Consider the following 14,633-nt stretch of genomic DNA (forward strand, 5'->3'; position numbering starts at 1 on the left):
CGCAGCCCACCAAACTCTGTTGCTACGCCTGCACCGGCGCGGCGTTGATCGTCGCGACGTCGACGCGCGCGCCCACGCCCATGGTCGACGACACCGCCACCTTGCGCAGGTAGATGCCCTTGCTCGACGCCGGCTTGGCCTTGTTCAGCGCCTCGATCAGCGCGCGCAGGTTGTCGCCGAGCTTGTCGGCATCGAACGAGCGGCGGCCGATCGTGGCGTGCACGATGCCGGCCTTGTCGACGCGGAACTGCACCTGGCCGGCCTTGGCGTTCTTCACCGCGGTGGCGACGTCGGGCGTGACGGTGCCGACCTTCGGGTTCGGCATCAGGCCGCGCGGGCCCAGCACCTGGCCGAGCGTGCCGACGATGCGCATGGTGTCGGGCGAGGCGATCACGATGTCGAAGTCCATCTTGCCGGCCTTGATCTCGGCGGCCAGGTCGTCCATGCCGACGATGTCGGCGCCGGCGGCCTTGGCTTCCTCGGCCTTGGCCCCTTGCGCGAACACCGCGACGCGCTTGGTCTTGCCGGTACCGTTGGGCAGCACCACGGCGCCGCGCACGACCTGGTCGGACTTCTTGGCGTCGACGCCGAGCTGCACCGCGACGTCGATGGCCTCGTCGAACTTGGCGGTGGCGCATTCCTTGACGATGGCCAGCGCGCTGTCCAGCGGGTACAGCTTGGTGGTCTCGACCTTGCCCTCGAGGGCTTTCTGGCGCTTGGTCAGCTTGGCCATGTCAGACACCCTCCACGGTGATGCCCATCGAGCGGGCCGAGCCGGCGATCGTGCGGACCGCGGCGTCGAGGTCGGCGGCGGTCAGGTCCTTCATCTTGGTCTTGGCGATTTCCTCGACCTGGGCGCGCGTCAGCTTGCCGACCTTGTCGACGTGCGGCTTCTGCGAACCCTTGTCGACCTTGGCCGCCTTCTTGATCAGCACGGTGGCCGGCGGCGTCTTGAGGATGAAGGTGAACGACTTGTCCGCGAAGGCGGTGATCACCACCGGCAGCACGAGGCCCGGCTCCAGCCCCTGGGTCTGCGCGTTGAACGCCTTGCAGAACTCCATGATGTTCAGGCCGCGCTGACCCAGCGCGGGGCCGATCGGCGGCGAGGGGTTGGCCTTGCCCGCCGGGATCTGCAGCTTGATGAAGCCGACGATCTTCTTTGCCATGAATGGCTCCTGTCGAGTTCAAGCGCCTTCACCGCACGCGCGGCTTCGGCTCCTCGTTCCAAAACGACCCTGCTGTCGACGGCGCGCCCCGGGGTCGGGGCGGGGCGCGCCCGGGAAAACTCAGACTTTTTCGACCTGCGAGAAATCCAGCTCGACCGGCGTGGCGCGGCCGAAGATGGTGACCGACACGCGCACCTTGGACTTGTCGTAGTTGACGTCCTCGATCGCGCCGTTGAAATCGGTGAACGGGCCTTCCTTGACGCGCACCAGCTCGCCGACCGACCACTCCACCTTGGGGCGCGGCTTCTCCACGCCTTCCTGCATCTGGTGGACGATCTTCAGCACCTCGGCCTCGGAGATCGGCGCCGGGCGGTTCTTCGCGCCGCCGACGAAGCCGGTGACCTTGCTGGTGTGCTTGACGAGGTGCCAGGTCTCGTCGGCCATCTCCATCTCGACCAGCACGTAGCCGGGGAAGAAGCGGCGCTCGGTGACGGACTTCTTGCCGTTCTTCAGCTCGACGACTTCTTCCATCGGCACCAGGATGCGGCCGAACTTGTCCTGCAGGCCGGAGCGGTCGATGCGCTCGCGCAGGTTGCGCTCGACCGCCTTCTCCATGCCGGAGTAGGCGTGCACCACGTACCAGCGCTTGTTGGTGGCCGGCGCGACGGTCTCGGGGGTGACGCTCTGGGTTGCTTGCTCGGTGCTCATCGCTCGGTCGTCCTCAACGCTTCCAGCCCAGGATCAGGTCGTACAGCGCCCACTCGAGCGTCTTGTCGGTCAGCCACAGGAACAGCGCCATCACGAACACGAAGGCGAACACGTAGCCGGTCATCTGGATGGCCTCCTTGCGGGTCGGCCAGACGACCTTGCGGGTCTCCTTGATCGAGTCCTGTCCGTAGGCGGCGAGCTGACGGCCGGCCTCGGCGGTGAAGAACACGCCGATGGCCGCGGCCAGCAGCGCCAGCAGCGCCAGCACGCGGACCCACAGATCCTGCGCGCCCAGCGCGTAGAACGCCGCCACCGCGCCGATGACCAGCACGCCGGCGACGGCCAGCTTGGCCTTGTCGGCGCCGGTGGAAACGGTTTGGACTTCGGGATTCGCCATGTGATTCGCCTGGGTGAGCTTCGTGAGCGGGCCAATGCCATCGGTCAAGCGGGCCTGCCTTGGAGCAGCAAAGCCCGGGAGGGACTTTTCGTCGCCTCGCGGGCTGCTGCGGCCAGCCGGTGCGGCCCGTCAGGGCCTCGTTCTGGCAGGGGCAGAGGGTCTCGAACCCCCAACCTCCGGTTTTGGAGACCGGCGCTCTGCCAATTGAGCTATGCCCCTCTCGCCTTGCTCCTTACTCGATGATCTTTGCCACGACGCCGGCACCGACGGTGCGGCCGCCCTCGCGGATGGCGAAGCGCAGGCCTTCTTCCATCGCGATCGGCGCGATCAGCTTGACCGTGATGCTGACGTTGTCGCCGGGCATCACCATCTCCTTGTCCTTGGGCAGCTCCACCGCCCCGGTCACGTCCGTCGTGCGGAAGTAGAACTGCGGCCGGTAGTTGTTGAAGAACGGGGTGTGGCGCCCGCCTTCTTCCTTGCTCAGCACGTACACCTCGGCGCTGAAGTGGGTGTGCGGCTTGATGCTGCCGGGCTTGCACAGCACCTGGCCGCGCTCCACATCCTCGCGCTTGGTGCCGCGCAGCAGGATGCCGACGTTGTCTCCGGCCTGGCCCTGGTCGAGCAGCTTGCGGAACATCTCGACGCCGGTGCAGGTGGTCTTCTGGGTGGCGCGGATGCCGACGATCTCGATTTCTTCGCCGACCTTGACGATGCCGCGCTCGACACGGCCGGTCACCACGGTGCCGCGGCCGCTGATGCTGAAGACGTCTTCGACGGGCATCAGGAAGGCGCCGTCGACGGCGCGCTCGGGCGTGGGGATGTAGGCGTCCAGCGCTTCGGCGAGCTTGAGGATGGCGCCTTCGCCGAGTTCGCCCTTGTCGCCTTCCATGGCGAGTTTGGCCGAGCCTTTGATGATGGGGGTGTCGTCGCCGGGGAAGTCGTACTTGCTGAGCAGTTCGCGCACTTCCATTTCGACGAGTTCGAGCAGTTCGGCGTCGTCGACCATGTCGCACTTGTTCATGAAGACGATGATGTACGGCACGCCGACCTGCCGCGCCAGCAGGATGTGCTCTCGGGTCTGGGGCATCGGGCCGTCCGCGGCCGACACGACCAGGATGGCGCCGTCCATCTGCGCCGCGCCGGTGATCATGTTCTTCACGTAGTCGGCGTGCCCGGGACAGTCGACGTGCGCGTAGTGGCGGTTGGCGGTCTCGTATTCGACGTGCGCGGTGTTGATGGTGATGCCGCGTGCCTTCTCCTCCGGCGCCGCGTCGATCTGGTCGTAGGCCTTGGCCTCGCCTCCGAACTTCTGCGCCAGGATCGTCGTGATCGCCGCCGTCAGCGTCGTCTTCCCATGGTCCACGTGACCGATCGTCCCAACGTTCACGTGCGGCTTGGTCCGCTCAAATTTGCCTTTTGCCATCTTTTCGCTCCTCGAACACGAGAGTGAAGTTCAAACCTTTGGTGCCCATGGCGCGGATCGAACGCGCGACCTCTCCCTTACCAAGGGAGTGCTCTACCACTGAGCCACATGGGCCGATCAACGAACTGACCGTCGACACAGGCCTGGCTCCGGGAGGGGATACCAAGCCTCTGGCGACGTGGAGCGGGAGACGGGAATCGAACCCGCGTCATCAGCTTGGAAGGCTGGGGTTCTACCATTGAACTACTCCCGCCCGGGAGCACTGCTTCTATCGCTTGTTTCTGGTGGTGGAGGAGGCTGGATTCGAACCAGCGTAGGCGTAAGCCAACAGATTTACAGTCTGCCCCCTTTAGCCACTCGGGCACCCCTCCACGCAGAGCCCGCGACTATATCACATTGCCGATATCGCCCACCAATCGACCAAGTCGGCCGTGGCGAGGAAATGGCGGTCATCGGCCATGAAGCGGCGCTGGAAGTCGTTGGAGGGATGGCGTGTCGGCAGCGTGCGCACGGCCGCCCCCGGCGGGCAGGCGGCGTCGAAGAAGGCACGCGCCTTGTCGCCCCACAGCATGAACACCGGCGGATCGACACGCTCGCACAGAATCTTCACGATATCGGATGTGAGTGCCTGCCAACCACAATTCATGTGGCTGCCGATGCGGCCCACCTCGATGCTCAGCGTCGGGTTCAGCAGCAGCACGCCCTGGCGCGCCCAGCCGTCGAGCTTCCAGGCCGCCGGCGGCTTGAAGCCGGGCTTGTCTTCGGCCAGCACCTGGAAGACGCGCCGCAGCGAGGCCGGCTTGCCGTGCCCGGCCGAGAAGGCCAGGCCGTCGGCATGGCCCGGCTTCGGGTACGGGTCCTGGCCGAGGATGACCACCTTGACCTGCTCCGGCGTCGCGAAGCGCAGCGCGCGGAACGGATCGGCCGGGGCGATCTCGCGCCCGTCCGACACCGCGCGCACGCGCTCGACGATGGTGGCGAAGCGCTCGGGCGTCCACTGCGGCAGCGCCCGGCTCCAGGCGGCGGGCAGGCTCGCGAAGGCGGCCGGCAGGTCGTCGGCGGTCATGCGAACAGGTCTTGCAGCGCCGCGCCGGGGTCGCCCGCGCGCATGAAGGCCTCGCCGACGAGGAAGGCGTGCACGCCGGCATCGCGCATGCGCCGCACGTCGGCCGCGGCCAGGATGCCGCTTTCGGTGACCAGCAGGCGCTCGGCCGGCACGCGCGGCAGCAGGGCCAGCGTGGTGTCCAGCGTGACCTCGAAGCTGCGCAGGTTGCGGTTGTTGATGCCCACCAGCGGCGTCGCGAGCTTCAGCGCGCGGTCGAGCTCGGCGCCGTCGTGCACCTCGACCAGCACCGCCATGCCCAGCGCCTGCGCCTGCGCTTCCAGCTCGGCCATCTGCGCGTCGCCCAGGCAGGCGACGATCAGCAGGATGCAGTCGGCGCCCATCGCGCGCGCTTCGGCCACCTGGTACGAATCGACGATGAAGTCCTTGCGCAGCACCGGCAGCGCGCAGGCGGCGCGGGCCTGCTTCAGATACTCGGCCGAGCCCTGGAAGAAGCGTTCGTCGGTCAGCACGCTCAGGCAGGCCGCGCCGCCGCGCTCGTAGCTCGCCGCGATCTCGGCCGGCACGAAGTGCTCGCGCAGCACGCCCTTGCTCGGGCTCGCCTTCTTCACCTCGGCGATCACCGCGGCGCGGCCGGCGGCGGCTTTGGCGCGCAGCGCGCCGATGAAGTCGCGCTGCCCGCCCAGCGCCTCGGCCTCGCGCTGCAGCGAGGCCTCGCCGCGCACGCGCCGGGCGGCGGCGATCTCCTCGCGCTTGACGGCGACGATCTTCGCCAGGATGTCGCCGCCGCTCATGCCGCCGCCAGCTCCTTGGTGCGCGCGACGAACTGGTGCATCTTCGCCAGCGCCTTGCCCGAGGCCAGCGCCTCGCGCGCCATGCCGATGCCGTCGGCCATGGTCGCCGCCACGTTGGCGGCGTACAGCGCCACGCCGGCGTTGAGGATCACGATGTCGCGCGCCGGGCCGGCCTCGTTGTCGAGCACCGAGTGCAGCATGGCCTTGCTCTGCTCGGGCGTCTCGACCTTCAGCGCGCGGTTGCTCGCCATCGTCAGGCCGAAGTCCTCGGGGTGGATCTCGTACTCGCGGATGTCGCCGTCCTTGACCTCGCCGACCATCGTGGCCGCGCCCAGCGAGACCTCGTCCATGCCGTCGCGGCCGTAGACCACCAGGGCGTGCTCGGCGCCCAGGCGCTGCAGCGCGCGCACCTGGATGCCGACCAGGTCGGGGTGGAACACGCCCATCAGGATGTTGGGCGCGCCGGCCGGGTTGGTCAGCGGCCCGAGGATGTTGAAGATCGTGCGCACGCCCAGCTCCTTGCGCACCGGCGCGACGTTCTTCATCGCCGGATGGTGGTTGGGCGCGAACATGAAGCCGATGCCGGTGTCGGCGATGCAGCGCGCGATGTCGGCCGGCTTCAGCGCCAGGCTGACGCCCAGCGCCTCCAGCACGTCGGCGCTGCCCGACTTGCTGGACACGCTGCGGTTGCCGTGCTTGCTGACGCGCGCGCCGCAGGCGGCGGCGACGAACATCGAGCAGGTGGAGATGTTGAAGGTGTGCGAGCCGTCGCCGCCGGTGCCGACGATGTCGACGAGGTGCCGGCGGTCGGCCACCTCGACCTTGGTGGAGAACTCGCGCATCACCTGCGCCGCGGCGGTGATCTCGCCGATGGTCTCCTTCTTGACGCGCAGCCCGATCAGCAGCGCGGCCATCATCACCGGCGACATCTCGCCGCCCATGATGCGGCGCATCAGCGCCAGCATCTCGTCGTGGAAGATCTCGCGGTGCTCGATGGTGCGGGTCAGGGCTTCGTTGTCGGTGATCGCCATGCGGGTCTCCCTCAATGCGGCTTGTTCATGAATTCGCCGACGGCAGCAACAGCCCGATCGACGCCGGCCGCGTCGACGTCGAGGTGCGTCACGAAGCGCAGGCCGATCAGCCCGGTGGCGAGCACGCCGCGCTGCTGCAGGTGCGCGAGCAGCGCCTCGGTGCGCCCCGCGGCGCCGTTCGCCACCTCGGCGAAGACGATGTTGGTGTCGGGCGCGGTGACGCTGATGCCGTCGATCTTCGCCAGCCCGTCGGCGAGCCGCCTGGCCAGCGCGTGGTCGTCGGCGAGGCGTTCGACGTGGTGGTCCAGCGCGTACAGCGCCGCCGCCGCCAGCAGCCCGGCCTGGCGCAGCCCGCCGCCGAGCGCCTTGCGCACGCGGCGCGCGCGGGCGATGAAGTCGCGCGGGCCGGCCAGCACCGAGCCGACCGGCGCGCCCAGGCCCTTGCTGAAGCACACCGAAACGCTGTCGAAGCCGCGCACCAGCCGCGCCGGCTCGGTGCCCGAGGCGACGATCGCGTTGAAGAGCCGGGCGCCGTCGAGGTGCGTCGCCAGCCCGCGCTCGTGCGCCAGCCCGGTCGCGTCGTCGAGGTAGCGCTGCGGCAGCACCTTGCCGTTCCAGGTGTTCTCCAGCGCGAGCAGCCGCGTGCGCGCGAAGTGCTCGTCGTCGGGTTTGATGGCCGCGGCGATGTCGGACAAAAGCAGCGTGCCGTCGGCCTGCTGCGGCAGCGGCTGCGGCTGCACGCTGCCCAGCACCGCCGCGCCGCCGGCCTCGTAGCGGTAGCCGTGCGCGAGCTGGCCGACCAGCACCTCGTCGCCGCGCTGGCAATGGCTCATCAGCGCGCACAGATTGCCCTGCGTGCCGCTGGTGACGAACAGCGCCGCCTCCTTGCCGAACAGCGCGGCGACGCGCTCCTGCAGCGCGTTGACGGTGGGGTCGTCGCCGAACACGTCGTCGCCGACCTCGGCGCGCGCGATCGCCTCGCGCATCGCGGCCGTGGGCCGCGTGACGGTATCGCTTCGAAGATCGACGATCACGGCCGCAGCTCCACGAAGTTCTTCAGCATCGCGTGGCCATGCTCGGTGAGTATGGATTCGGGATGGAACTGCACGCCTTCCAGCGGCGTCCTGGTGCCGGCCAGCTCGCGGTGGCGCACGCCCATGATCTCGCCGTCCTGCGAGGTGGCGCTGACCTCCAGCACCTCGGGCCGCGAGGCCGGCTCGATCACCAGCGAGTGGTAGCGGATCACCGTGAACTGCGCCGGCAGCCCGGTGTAGACGCCGTGCCGGTCGTTGCTGATCAGGTCGGTCTTGCCGTGCATCTGCGTCTTCGCGCGCACGATGCGCCCGCCCAGCGCCGCGCCGATCGCCTGGTGGCCCAGGCACACGCCGAGGATGGGCAGCTTGCCGGTGAAGGCCTGGATGGCCTCGACGCACACGCCGGCCTCGGCCGGCGAACACGGCCCGGGCGAGAGCACCAGGTGGTCGGGCTTCAGCGCCGCGATGCCGGCCGTGTCGATCTCGTCGTTGCGGAAGACGCGCACGTCCTCGCCCAGCTCGCCGAAGTACTGCACCAGGTTGAAGGTGAAGGAGTCGTAGTTGTCGATCATCAGCAGCATGTGCGCTCCATCTCTTGGATCTTGCCGGGCCGCCGGCGCGGACCCGGAAGTCGTGCCCGCCGGGATGCCCGCAAGGCATGCAGGGCGGGGATCGAGGCGCCCGAGCGGGCGCGATGGGAAAGGGTCAGGCGGATGGCTTGCGCCAACGCCAGCCGGAGCGCGCTGCGGTGATCGGGCGGATCGCAGACATGGGGCGCATTATGGCTTGCGCGCCGACCACACCGATCAGTCGTCGCCGATCCCGATCGGGTTGGGCTGGCGCTTCTCGATCGTGTACCGCAGCAGCGCGGCGGCGCGAAAGACGCCATGGGCGAACTTGCCGTAAGGCAGCGTCGCGAACAGCGCCATCACGGCGCCCAGGTGCAGGCACAGGAGCGGCGCGAGGGCCGATGTACCGCGGCCGAGCCACAGTGCGAGGCCGCTCGCGCTGGTGAGGAACAGCAGCGCGATGAAGCCCAGGTCCATGGGCTTCTGGGCCGGGTCGCCCTGCAGCGCGTGCCGCGAACGGTTCAGCCGCCACAAGCCGCCCGTTCCGATCAGCAGGCTGACCCCGCCCACGGCGCCGAGCAGCTTGGGCAGGCTCGGCAAGTCATACGGTGCGGGCCAGCCGAGCAGGTAGTGGTACAGCGTGGCGACGCTCGTCGCGGCAAAGCACAGCAGGAAGCCGTAGAAGGTGAAATGGTGGAAGCGCTTGCGCGCCAGCGTCCAGGCGTCGTCCTCGTTGTGGCAGCCCTCGCCATGGCCCCCGTCGAGGTACCGGAGCTTCAGGATGGCATCGGTCGCCTCCGCAGCGGCCGGTGGGCTGAGCGCGGCTGCGCTGGTCGCCGGCGTCACCTCGCGCCAGAAGCGCCTGACGCCGAGCGCCAGCGCCAACACCGCGAACAGGAAAACGGGCGCGAACATCCCGACGAGCAGGTTGTGCGGGAACAGGTCGTAGAAGCCGGCCCCGGCCCGGGTTCGCCACGGCGAGCCGTGCAAGGCGGCCATCAGCATCAGGAATATCGCCAGCCCCGCCGCCAACGCCAGCGACAGCGTCAGGCCGTTGTGCCTGTACAGACGTCCGAGCGCGGGCGGCCAAGCGTAGTCGACATAGGTCTGGCGCCGCACCTCGGCCATGCTTCTGGGCACGTTCACCGCAAACTCGTGCGGCGGCGCGTACTGGCAGGCATGCAGGCAGGCGCCGCAGTTGTGGCACAGGTTGGCCAGGTAGTGGATGTCGGCCCGCGCGAAGTCCAGCCGCCGCGTCATGGCCGGGAACACGGCACAGAAGCCTTCGCAGTAGCGGCAGGCGTTGCAGATCTGCATCTGCCGCCCGACCTCGGCTTCGGCCTCGCTCAGGATCGGGATCACGGCGGGCCGCCCGTCAAGCGCCTGCATGTTCGACCCCTTCGCGCCATGCCGCCGCAGCCGCCTGCGTCCCCGCGATCCGCCCGAAGGCCGTGCCGATGGACATGCCGACGCCGGCGGTGTAGCCCTTGCCCAGCACGTTGCCGGCCATCATCTCGCCGGCCACGAAGAGATTCGGGCTCGGTTCGCCGGCAAAGTGCACGGCCGCCCGCTCGTCGACCTTGAGGCCAAGATAGGTGAAGGTGACGCCGGGCTTGAGCGCGTAGCCGTAGAACGGGGGCGTGTCGATCGGCCGCGCCCAGTGGGTCTTCGGCGGCGCCAGCCCTTCGGTGCGGCAGTCGTCGAGCGCGGTGTGGTCGAAGGTGCCCGGGCGACAGGCGGCGTTGTAGTCGTTCAGCACGCGCACGAAGTTCTCTTCCGGCAGATTCAACTTCCTGGCCAATTCGGCGAGCGAGCCGGCGACGACGCCGGGAAACACCGGCGGCATGAACCGGCCGATGGCCTTCTGGTCGATGATCGAGTAGCCGATCTGCCCCGGCTGCTGCGCCACCAGCCGCCCCCAGATCGCGTAGCGCTTGGGCCAGAAGTCCTCCCCCTCGTCGTAGAAGCGCCGGCCCTCGCGGTTGACCACCACGCCGAGCGAAACGCAGTCGATGCGCGTACAGATGCCGCCGTCGTACAGCGGAGCGCGCGCGTCGATGGCCACCATATGGGCCTGGGTCGGGTCCCCGATCGCATCGGCGCCGGCGTCGATCATGAAGCGAAGCAGCGTGCCGGTGTTGAAGCGCGTGCCCCGGATCAGGAAGTTGTCGGCCGGGTATTCGCCGCGCTCGTTCATGCCCCAGGCATCGCGCAGCCACTCCCGGTTGGACTCGAAGCCGCCGGCGGCCAGCACGCAGGCGCGCGCCTCGATGCGCTCTGCCTTCGTGCAGGCGGCGACGAAGCGCCCGTCGCGCAGCTCGATCCGGTCGACGGGGGACTCGTAGCGCACCTTCACCCCCAGGGCCTGCGCGCTGCGGTAGTACGCATTGACGAGCGCCTTGCCGCCTCCCATGAAGAATGCGTTGGTGCGCGCGGTATGCAGCGCGCCGGACAAGGACGGCTGGAAGCGAACGCCATGTCGCCGCATCCAGGGCCGGCAGGTGGAGGACGCACGGATCACCATTCGCGCCAGATGCTCGTTCGTATTGCCGCCGGTGACCTTCAGCAAGTCCTGCCAGTACTCCTCCTCGGGATAGGCATCGACCAGCACGTCCTGCGGCGCGTCGTGCATGCAGCGCAGGTTGCGCACGTGCATCGAGTTGCCGCCGCGCCATTCACGCGGAGCCGCCTCGAGCAGCATCACGGTGGCGCCCGCCTCGCGCGCCATCAGCGCCGCGCAGAGCGCGGCGTTGCCGCCGCCGATCACGAGAACATCGATCATCCTGGCAACGACTGTAGGAGGCCGCGGCGCCGGCGCACAGCCGCCACGCCGCAAGACGTCTTCATGATTCGTGAAGGGTGGCGCCGGGCCAGCGCCCTTCGGTGACCAGGCGTCGGGCCACGTCCGTCAGCACCACGCGCGCGCCCAGCGCGGCGGGCGACAGCTCGTCGTCCGAGAGGCTGGCCAGCAGAGTCTGCCGCCGGGCGTCGGCGTCGGCCACCGGGATGCAGCGCAGCATGCCGGGCTGCTCTCGCGCCGCGGCGGCGCCGGGCTGCAGCGTCGCCCCCAGCCCGGCCCGCACGGCGTCCATCAGCACCGACAGGCCGTCGATCTCGGCCGCGACGTTCGGTTCGATGCGGGCCCGCTCGAAGATCGCGTTGACGAGCGCGCGCAAGCCATGCGAACCGGTCGGCAGGATCAACGGCAGTCGCGCGACCTCGGCCATCGTGACGCTCGATCCTCTCGGCATGCCCGGCAAGTCATCCCGGCCGATGAGGAAGAGGCGTTCATCGAGCAGCGGCATCAGGCTCCAGCGCCGGCCGCCGTCGCCGCGAAACACCACGGCCAGGTCCAACTGGCGCGCGTTCAGCATGGACGACAGGTGGCCGGACAGGCCTTCGACGATGTGCAGGCGCACGTCGGGATAGCGCTGCGTCATCGCCTGGATCAACGGCAGGCCCAGAACCTTCGCCGTGCTGGTGGCCAGGCCCAGGCTGACGTGCCCCGACAGGCGGGCCTCCTGCGCCGCCTGCACCGCATCGGCGGCGTGGCGCAGCGTCAGTTGTGCCTGGCGCAGAAAGGCGAGGCCCGCGTCCGTGGGCACCACGCCGGTCTTGGTGCGCTGCAACAACCGGGTCGACAGCTCGCTTTCCAGCCGCGTGATCTGCTGGCTCAGCGCCGACGTCACGACGCCGAGCTCGGCCGCGGCGCGTCCCATGCTGCCGAGTTCGACCACCCGCACGAAGTAGCGCAGTTGCCTCAGTTCCACGGCGCGCTCTTCGTCTGCGAGAAGGAGTTCGGGTTCGACAACGGACATGCCGGGTCATCCGCCGCGGTCCGCGAGGCCTGGATCGCACCGATGTGCAGCCGATTGCGCCGGCTTACCATTGCGCATTGACTCGGCGCGCTGAGCTTGGAGACGACGATGGACATGCGGCAACTGAAGTATTTCGTGCAGATCGTCGAGAGCGGCAGTCTGACGAAGGCGTCGCGCCAGTTGTTCATCGCCCAGCCCGCGCTCAGCCAGCAGATGACGCGGCTGGAAGAGGAGGTCGGAAAGTCGCTGCTCGTGCGCTCGGCCCGCGGCGTGACGCCGACGGAGAACGGCGAGGCGCTCTACCACCACGCCAAGTTTATGCTGCGCCAACTCGACCAGGCCATCTCCGTGGCGCGCCAGGAGCAGGCCAGCATGAGCGGACGCGTGGCGCTCGGCCTGGCGCCCACGACCGTGTGCGCGCTCGGGCTGCCGCTGATGAAGCACCTGCGGGCGAAGTACCCGGGAATCGTGCTCAATGTCGTGGAAGGGCTGTCGGGCCACCTCGATCACATGACGCGCCTGGGCCAGTTGGACCTGGCCGTGTTGTTCAGCCCCACCGCGGCGGCCGAACTCACCTCCGAGCCGTTGCTGGAAGAAGAGCTGTTCGTGATCTTCCCGCGCGATACCCGGCTGGTGGCCGCGCACAAGCGGTCGCTCACGCTGCAGGAGGTTTCGGCGCTGCCGCTGATCCTGCCCAGCCCGGGCCATGGCCTGCGCCGGCGCATCGCCATCGAGTTCGAGCGCGTGAACCTCGCCGTCGACGCCGTCTCGGAAATCGACTCGCTGCCGCTGCTGATGCATTGCGTGGCCGACGGCGTCGGCGCCACGATCAAGCCGATGGCCGCCGTGCACGCGCTGGGCGATGCGCCTTCGCGCTGGCGCTGCCTGCCGATCGCCGACGCGCACATGACCCGCGCGAACTACCTCTACGCATTGCCCCCCGAGAAGCTGTCGCCGTGCGCCGCGATCGTGCGCCGCGAGGTCAAGCAGGTGGTGCGGCAGCTCATCGAGGATGGCCGCTGGGAAGGCGTCCGCCTCACCACGCTCGAATCGACGGACACCGGCACGCCGGAGTCGATCGAACCGGCCGACGACGAGAACGCCCACGCCCTTCACGGCGCCTGAACGCCCGCCTGGGCCTGGCATGCGGCCTGCGCCGCGAATCGACCCGCCCGGCGTCCCGAAGCGAAGGCCCACGCGAGGTGGTGGCCGTGGCCTTTGAGGAGCAAGCCGCCTTGGCCGGTCGAACCCGCGGCGCGGAGACCGGGCAGCGGCTGACCGGAGGCGTCCAGCACGCGGTGCTCCAGGTCGACGCTCAGGCCACCCTCGGCATGCACGAAGACGGCACGTACCGGGCCGAGCGCGATGTACGGCGCCGTCCCCGGCGCGCGGCCGCCCGCCGCCGACACGCTGCGCCGAAGCGCCTCGGGGTCCATCCCCGTCTTGGCAGCGAGTTGGTCGAGCGTCGCCGCCTCGCGGCAGACGTCGGGACGATTGCGCCTGTAGTCGTCGATGTAGGCGTATGCGATGCCCGGCGCGGTGGAGATGAAATGCGGCCAGGCCGAGTAGCGCTGCGCCAGCCGACCGTCGATCAGGATGTAGCCGATGCCGCCCGGCTGGTCGGCCAGCCGGTACGCCGGCCCGTCGGTTTCGCTGCCGAAGCGCTCTCCACGGGCGTTCACCAGCAGAGCGCCGTCGTCGAACAACGCGGTCGCCGGCGCCAGCGCGGTGGTCAGGAACTTCATCATGAACGGCCGCAGGATGAACGGCGGCACGTGCTCCAGCGCCCATTGCATGGTGACCGCGAGCGCGCGCCACGGCGGAAGCCGCCGCACGAAGTTCTCTTTTTCCGGGGCGATGAAGCGGATTTCCGGGCCGAGCGCCAGATCGCCGTTGACGACCTGCGCGCCCAGGGCCTCGGCCATGATCTGGCCGTCGCCGGTGGCGCCGGGGTTGACCGCCCCCACCTTGGCCTCCTGCGCGCCCATGAAACGCGCCTTGAGCACCGGGTTGTTCGTGAAGTCGCCCGCCGCCAGCACCACGCCACCGTGCCCGTCGATGCGGCAGCGCCTGCCTTTTGCGTCTTCGGCAACGACCCCCTGGACCCGCCCGTCCTCCCACACCAGTTCCAGCACGCGGATCGAACAGCGCAGTTGCACACCCGCGCGCAACGCGCGGCGACTCAGGTGATAGATGAACGAGCGCGAGTTCGGCAGCACGTTGTGCATGCGCGGCCGACGGTGCGGCGGCTCGGGCATCGGCCCCATGAAGCGGACGCCGGAGTCCAGCAGCCACTGGAAGGTGTCGGGCATCGCTTCGCACAGGACGCGACGCAGCGCGTCGTTGTCGCGCGCCGCCAGATCGCCCGCGAAGCCGGGCATGTCGGCCCAATGATCGTCGGGGTTGTCGACGATCCCCTTGGCTCGCTGGTGCGGCGTCCGGGTGGCGGTGACCGAACCGATGGACCATGCCGTCGACCCGCCGGGCTCGGCGTTCTTCTCCAGCAGCACCACGCGGGCGCCGCACTCCGCCGCCTCGATGGCCGCCGCCAGGCCGGCACCACCGCCGCCGACGACCACGACGTCGAAGCGCTCGTCGGCGGGTTCACTGCTGCGCGTCGGCATGCCTTC

The 14,633-nt window shown here is 69.3% G+C and carries 15 protein-coding genes and 4 tRNA genes; 1 reads left to right on the plus strand and 18 read right to left on the minus strand.

Features of this window, described 5'->3' with window-relative positions; all coding sequences use genetic code 11:
• Window positions 1-22 precede the first annotated feature (22 nt).
• The 17 genes from rplA to QM792_RS00125 all read right to left on the minus strand — a co-directional run bounded on the left by rplA (window position 23) and on the right by QM792_RS00125 (window position 11,955).
• On the minus strand, window positions 23-733 hold the full coding sequence (gene rplA, locus QM792_RS00045; RefSeq protein ID WP_415147127.1) for a 50S ribosomal protein L1: 711 nt from the start codon (window positions 731-733) through the stop codon (window positions 23-25).
• A 1-nt stretch (window position 734) separates the two neighbouring features.
• Window positions 735-1,166 (minus strand): 50S ribosomal protein L11, encoded by a 432-nt coding sequence (gene rplK / locus QM792_RS00050; protein ID WP_415147128.1) that lies wholly within the window; start codon window positions 1,164-1,166, stop codon window positions 735-737.
• A 120-nt stretch (window positions 1,167-1,286) separates the two neighbouring features.
• Window positions 1,287-1,874: a transcription termination/antitermination protein NusG gene (nusG, locus tag QM792_RS00055; RefSeq protein ID WP_415147129.1), complete on the minus strand. Its 588-nt coding sequence runs from the start codon at window positions 1,872-1,874 to the stop codon at window positions 1,287-1,289.
• A 13-nt stretch (window positions 1,875-1,887) separates the two neighbouring features.
• Window positions 1,888-2,271, minus strand: a complete 384-nt coding sequence (gene secE / locus QM792_RS00060) for a preprotein translocase subunit SecE (protein WP_415147130.1) — start codon at window positions 2,269-2,271, stop codon at window positions 1,888-1,890.
• Between the two features lie 143 nt (window positions 2,272-2,414).
• Window positions 2,415-2,490: transfer RNA gene (locus tag QM792_RS00065), tRNA-Trp, on the minus strand.
• A 13-nt stretch (window positions 2,491-2,503) separates the two neighbouring features.
• A complete protein-coding gene (gene tuf / locus QM792_RS00070) occupies window positions 2,504-3,694 on the minus strand; it encodes an elongation factor Tu (protein WP_415147131.1) in 1,191 nt (396 codons plus the stop codon).
• Between the two features lie 39 nt (window positions 3,695-3,733).
• A tRNA-Thr gene (locus QM792_RS00075) sits at window positions 3,734-3,808 on the minus strand.
• Window positions 3,809-3,873: 65 nt separating this feature from the next.
• Window positions 3,874-3,947 (minus strand) — tRNA-Gly (locus QM792_RS00080).
• A gap of 32 nt (window positions 3,948-3,979) precedes the next feature.
• Window positions 3,980-4,065, minus strand: a tRNA-Tyr gene (locus QM792_RS00085).
• A gap of 20 nt (window positions 4,066-4,085) precedes the next feature.
• Complete coding sequence (locus tag QM792_RS00090; protein WP_415147132.1) at window positions 4,086-4,760, minus strand: uracil-DNA glycosylase; 675 nt, start codon at window positions 4,758-4,760, stop codon at window positions 4,086-4,088.
• A complete protein-coding gene (gene trpC / locus QM792_RS00095; protein WP_415147133.1) occupies window positions 4,757-5,551 on the minus strand; it encodes an indole-3-glycerol phosphate synthase TrpC in 795 nt (264 codons plus the stop codon). The genes QM792_RS00090 and trpC overlap by 4 nt, the downstream gene beginning before the upstream one ends.
• Window positions 5,548-6,582, minus strand: a complete 1,035-nt coding sequence (gene trpD / locus QM792_RS00100; protein ID WP_415147134.1) for an anthranilate phosphoribosyltransferase — start codon at window positions 6,580-6,582, stop codon at window positions 5,548-5,550. Before trpD ends, trpC begins: the two co-directional genes overlap by 4 nt.
• A gap of 11 nt (window positions 6,583-6,593) precedes the next feature.
• On the minus strand, window positions 6,594-7,613 hold the full coding sequence (ltaE, locus tag QM792_RS00105; RefSeq protein WP_415147880.1) for a low-specificity L-threonine aldolase: 1,020 nt from the start codon (window positions 7,611-7,613) through the stop codon (window positions 6,594-6,596).
• Entirely contained in the window at window positions 7,613-8,197 is a 585-nt protein-coding gene (locus QM792_RS00110; protein ID WP_415147135.1) for an anthranilate synthase component II, read from the minus strand. The genes ltaE and QM792_RS00110 overlap by 1 nt, the downstream gene beginning before the upstream one ends.
• Before the next feature lie 225 nt (window positions 8,198-8,422).
• Window positions 8,423-9,574, minus strand: a complete 1,152-nt coding sequence (gene tcuB / locus QM792_RS00115; protein WP_415147136.1) for a tricarballylate utilization 4Fe-4S protein TcuB — start codon at window positions 9,572-9,574, stop codon at window positions 8,423-8,425.
• Window positions 9,561-10,967, minus strand: coding sequence for an FAD-dependent tricarballylate dehydrogenase TcuA (tcuA, locus tag QM792_RS00120; RefSeq protein ID WP_415147137.1), 1,407 nt, complete (start codon window positions 10,965-10,967; stop codon window positions 9,561-9,563). The genes tcuB and tcuA overlap by 14 nt, the downstream gene beginning before the upstream one ends.
• 61 nt (window positions 10,968-11,028) lie before the next feature.
• Window positions 11,029-11,955, minus strand: a complete 927-nt coding sequence (locus QM792_RS00125; protein ID WP_415147881.1) for a LysR substrate-binding domain-containing protein — start codon at window positions 11,953-11,955, stop codon at window positions 11,029-11,031.
• A 156-nt stretch (window positions 11,956-12,111) separates the two neighbouring features.
• On the opposite strand from QM792_RS00125, the gene QM792_RS00130 reads away from it, so the two are divergent.
• Window positions 12,112-13,128, plus strand: a complete 1,017-nt coding sequence (locus QM792_RS00130) for a LysR substrate-binding domain-containing protein (RefSeq protein ID WP_415147138.1) — start codon at window positions 12,112-12,114, stop codon at window positions 13,126-13,128.
• On the opposite strand, the gene QM792_RS00135 is transcribed toward QM792_RS00130, so the two are convergent.
• Window positions 13,116-14,627 carry an FAD-dependent oxidoreductase gene (locus QM792_RS00135; RefSeq protein WP_415147139.1) on the minus strand — a complete coding sequence of 504 codons (1,512 nt, stop codon included), beginning with the start codon at window positions 14,625-14,627 and terminating at the stop codon, window positions 13,116-13,118. The genes QM792_RS00130 and QM792_RS00135 overlap by 13 nt on opposite strands.
• Window positions 14,628-14,633: the final 6 nt, after the last annotated feature.

The sequence above is a fragment of the Piscinibacter sp. genome (assembly GCF_047600445.1).
Taxonomy (GTDB): domain Bacteria; phylum Pseudomonadota; class Gammaproteobacteria; order Burkholderiales; family Burkholderiaceae_C; genus Piscinibacter.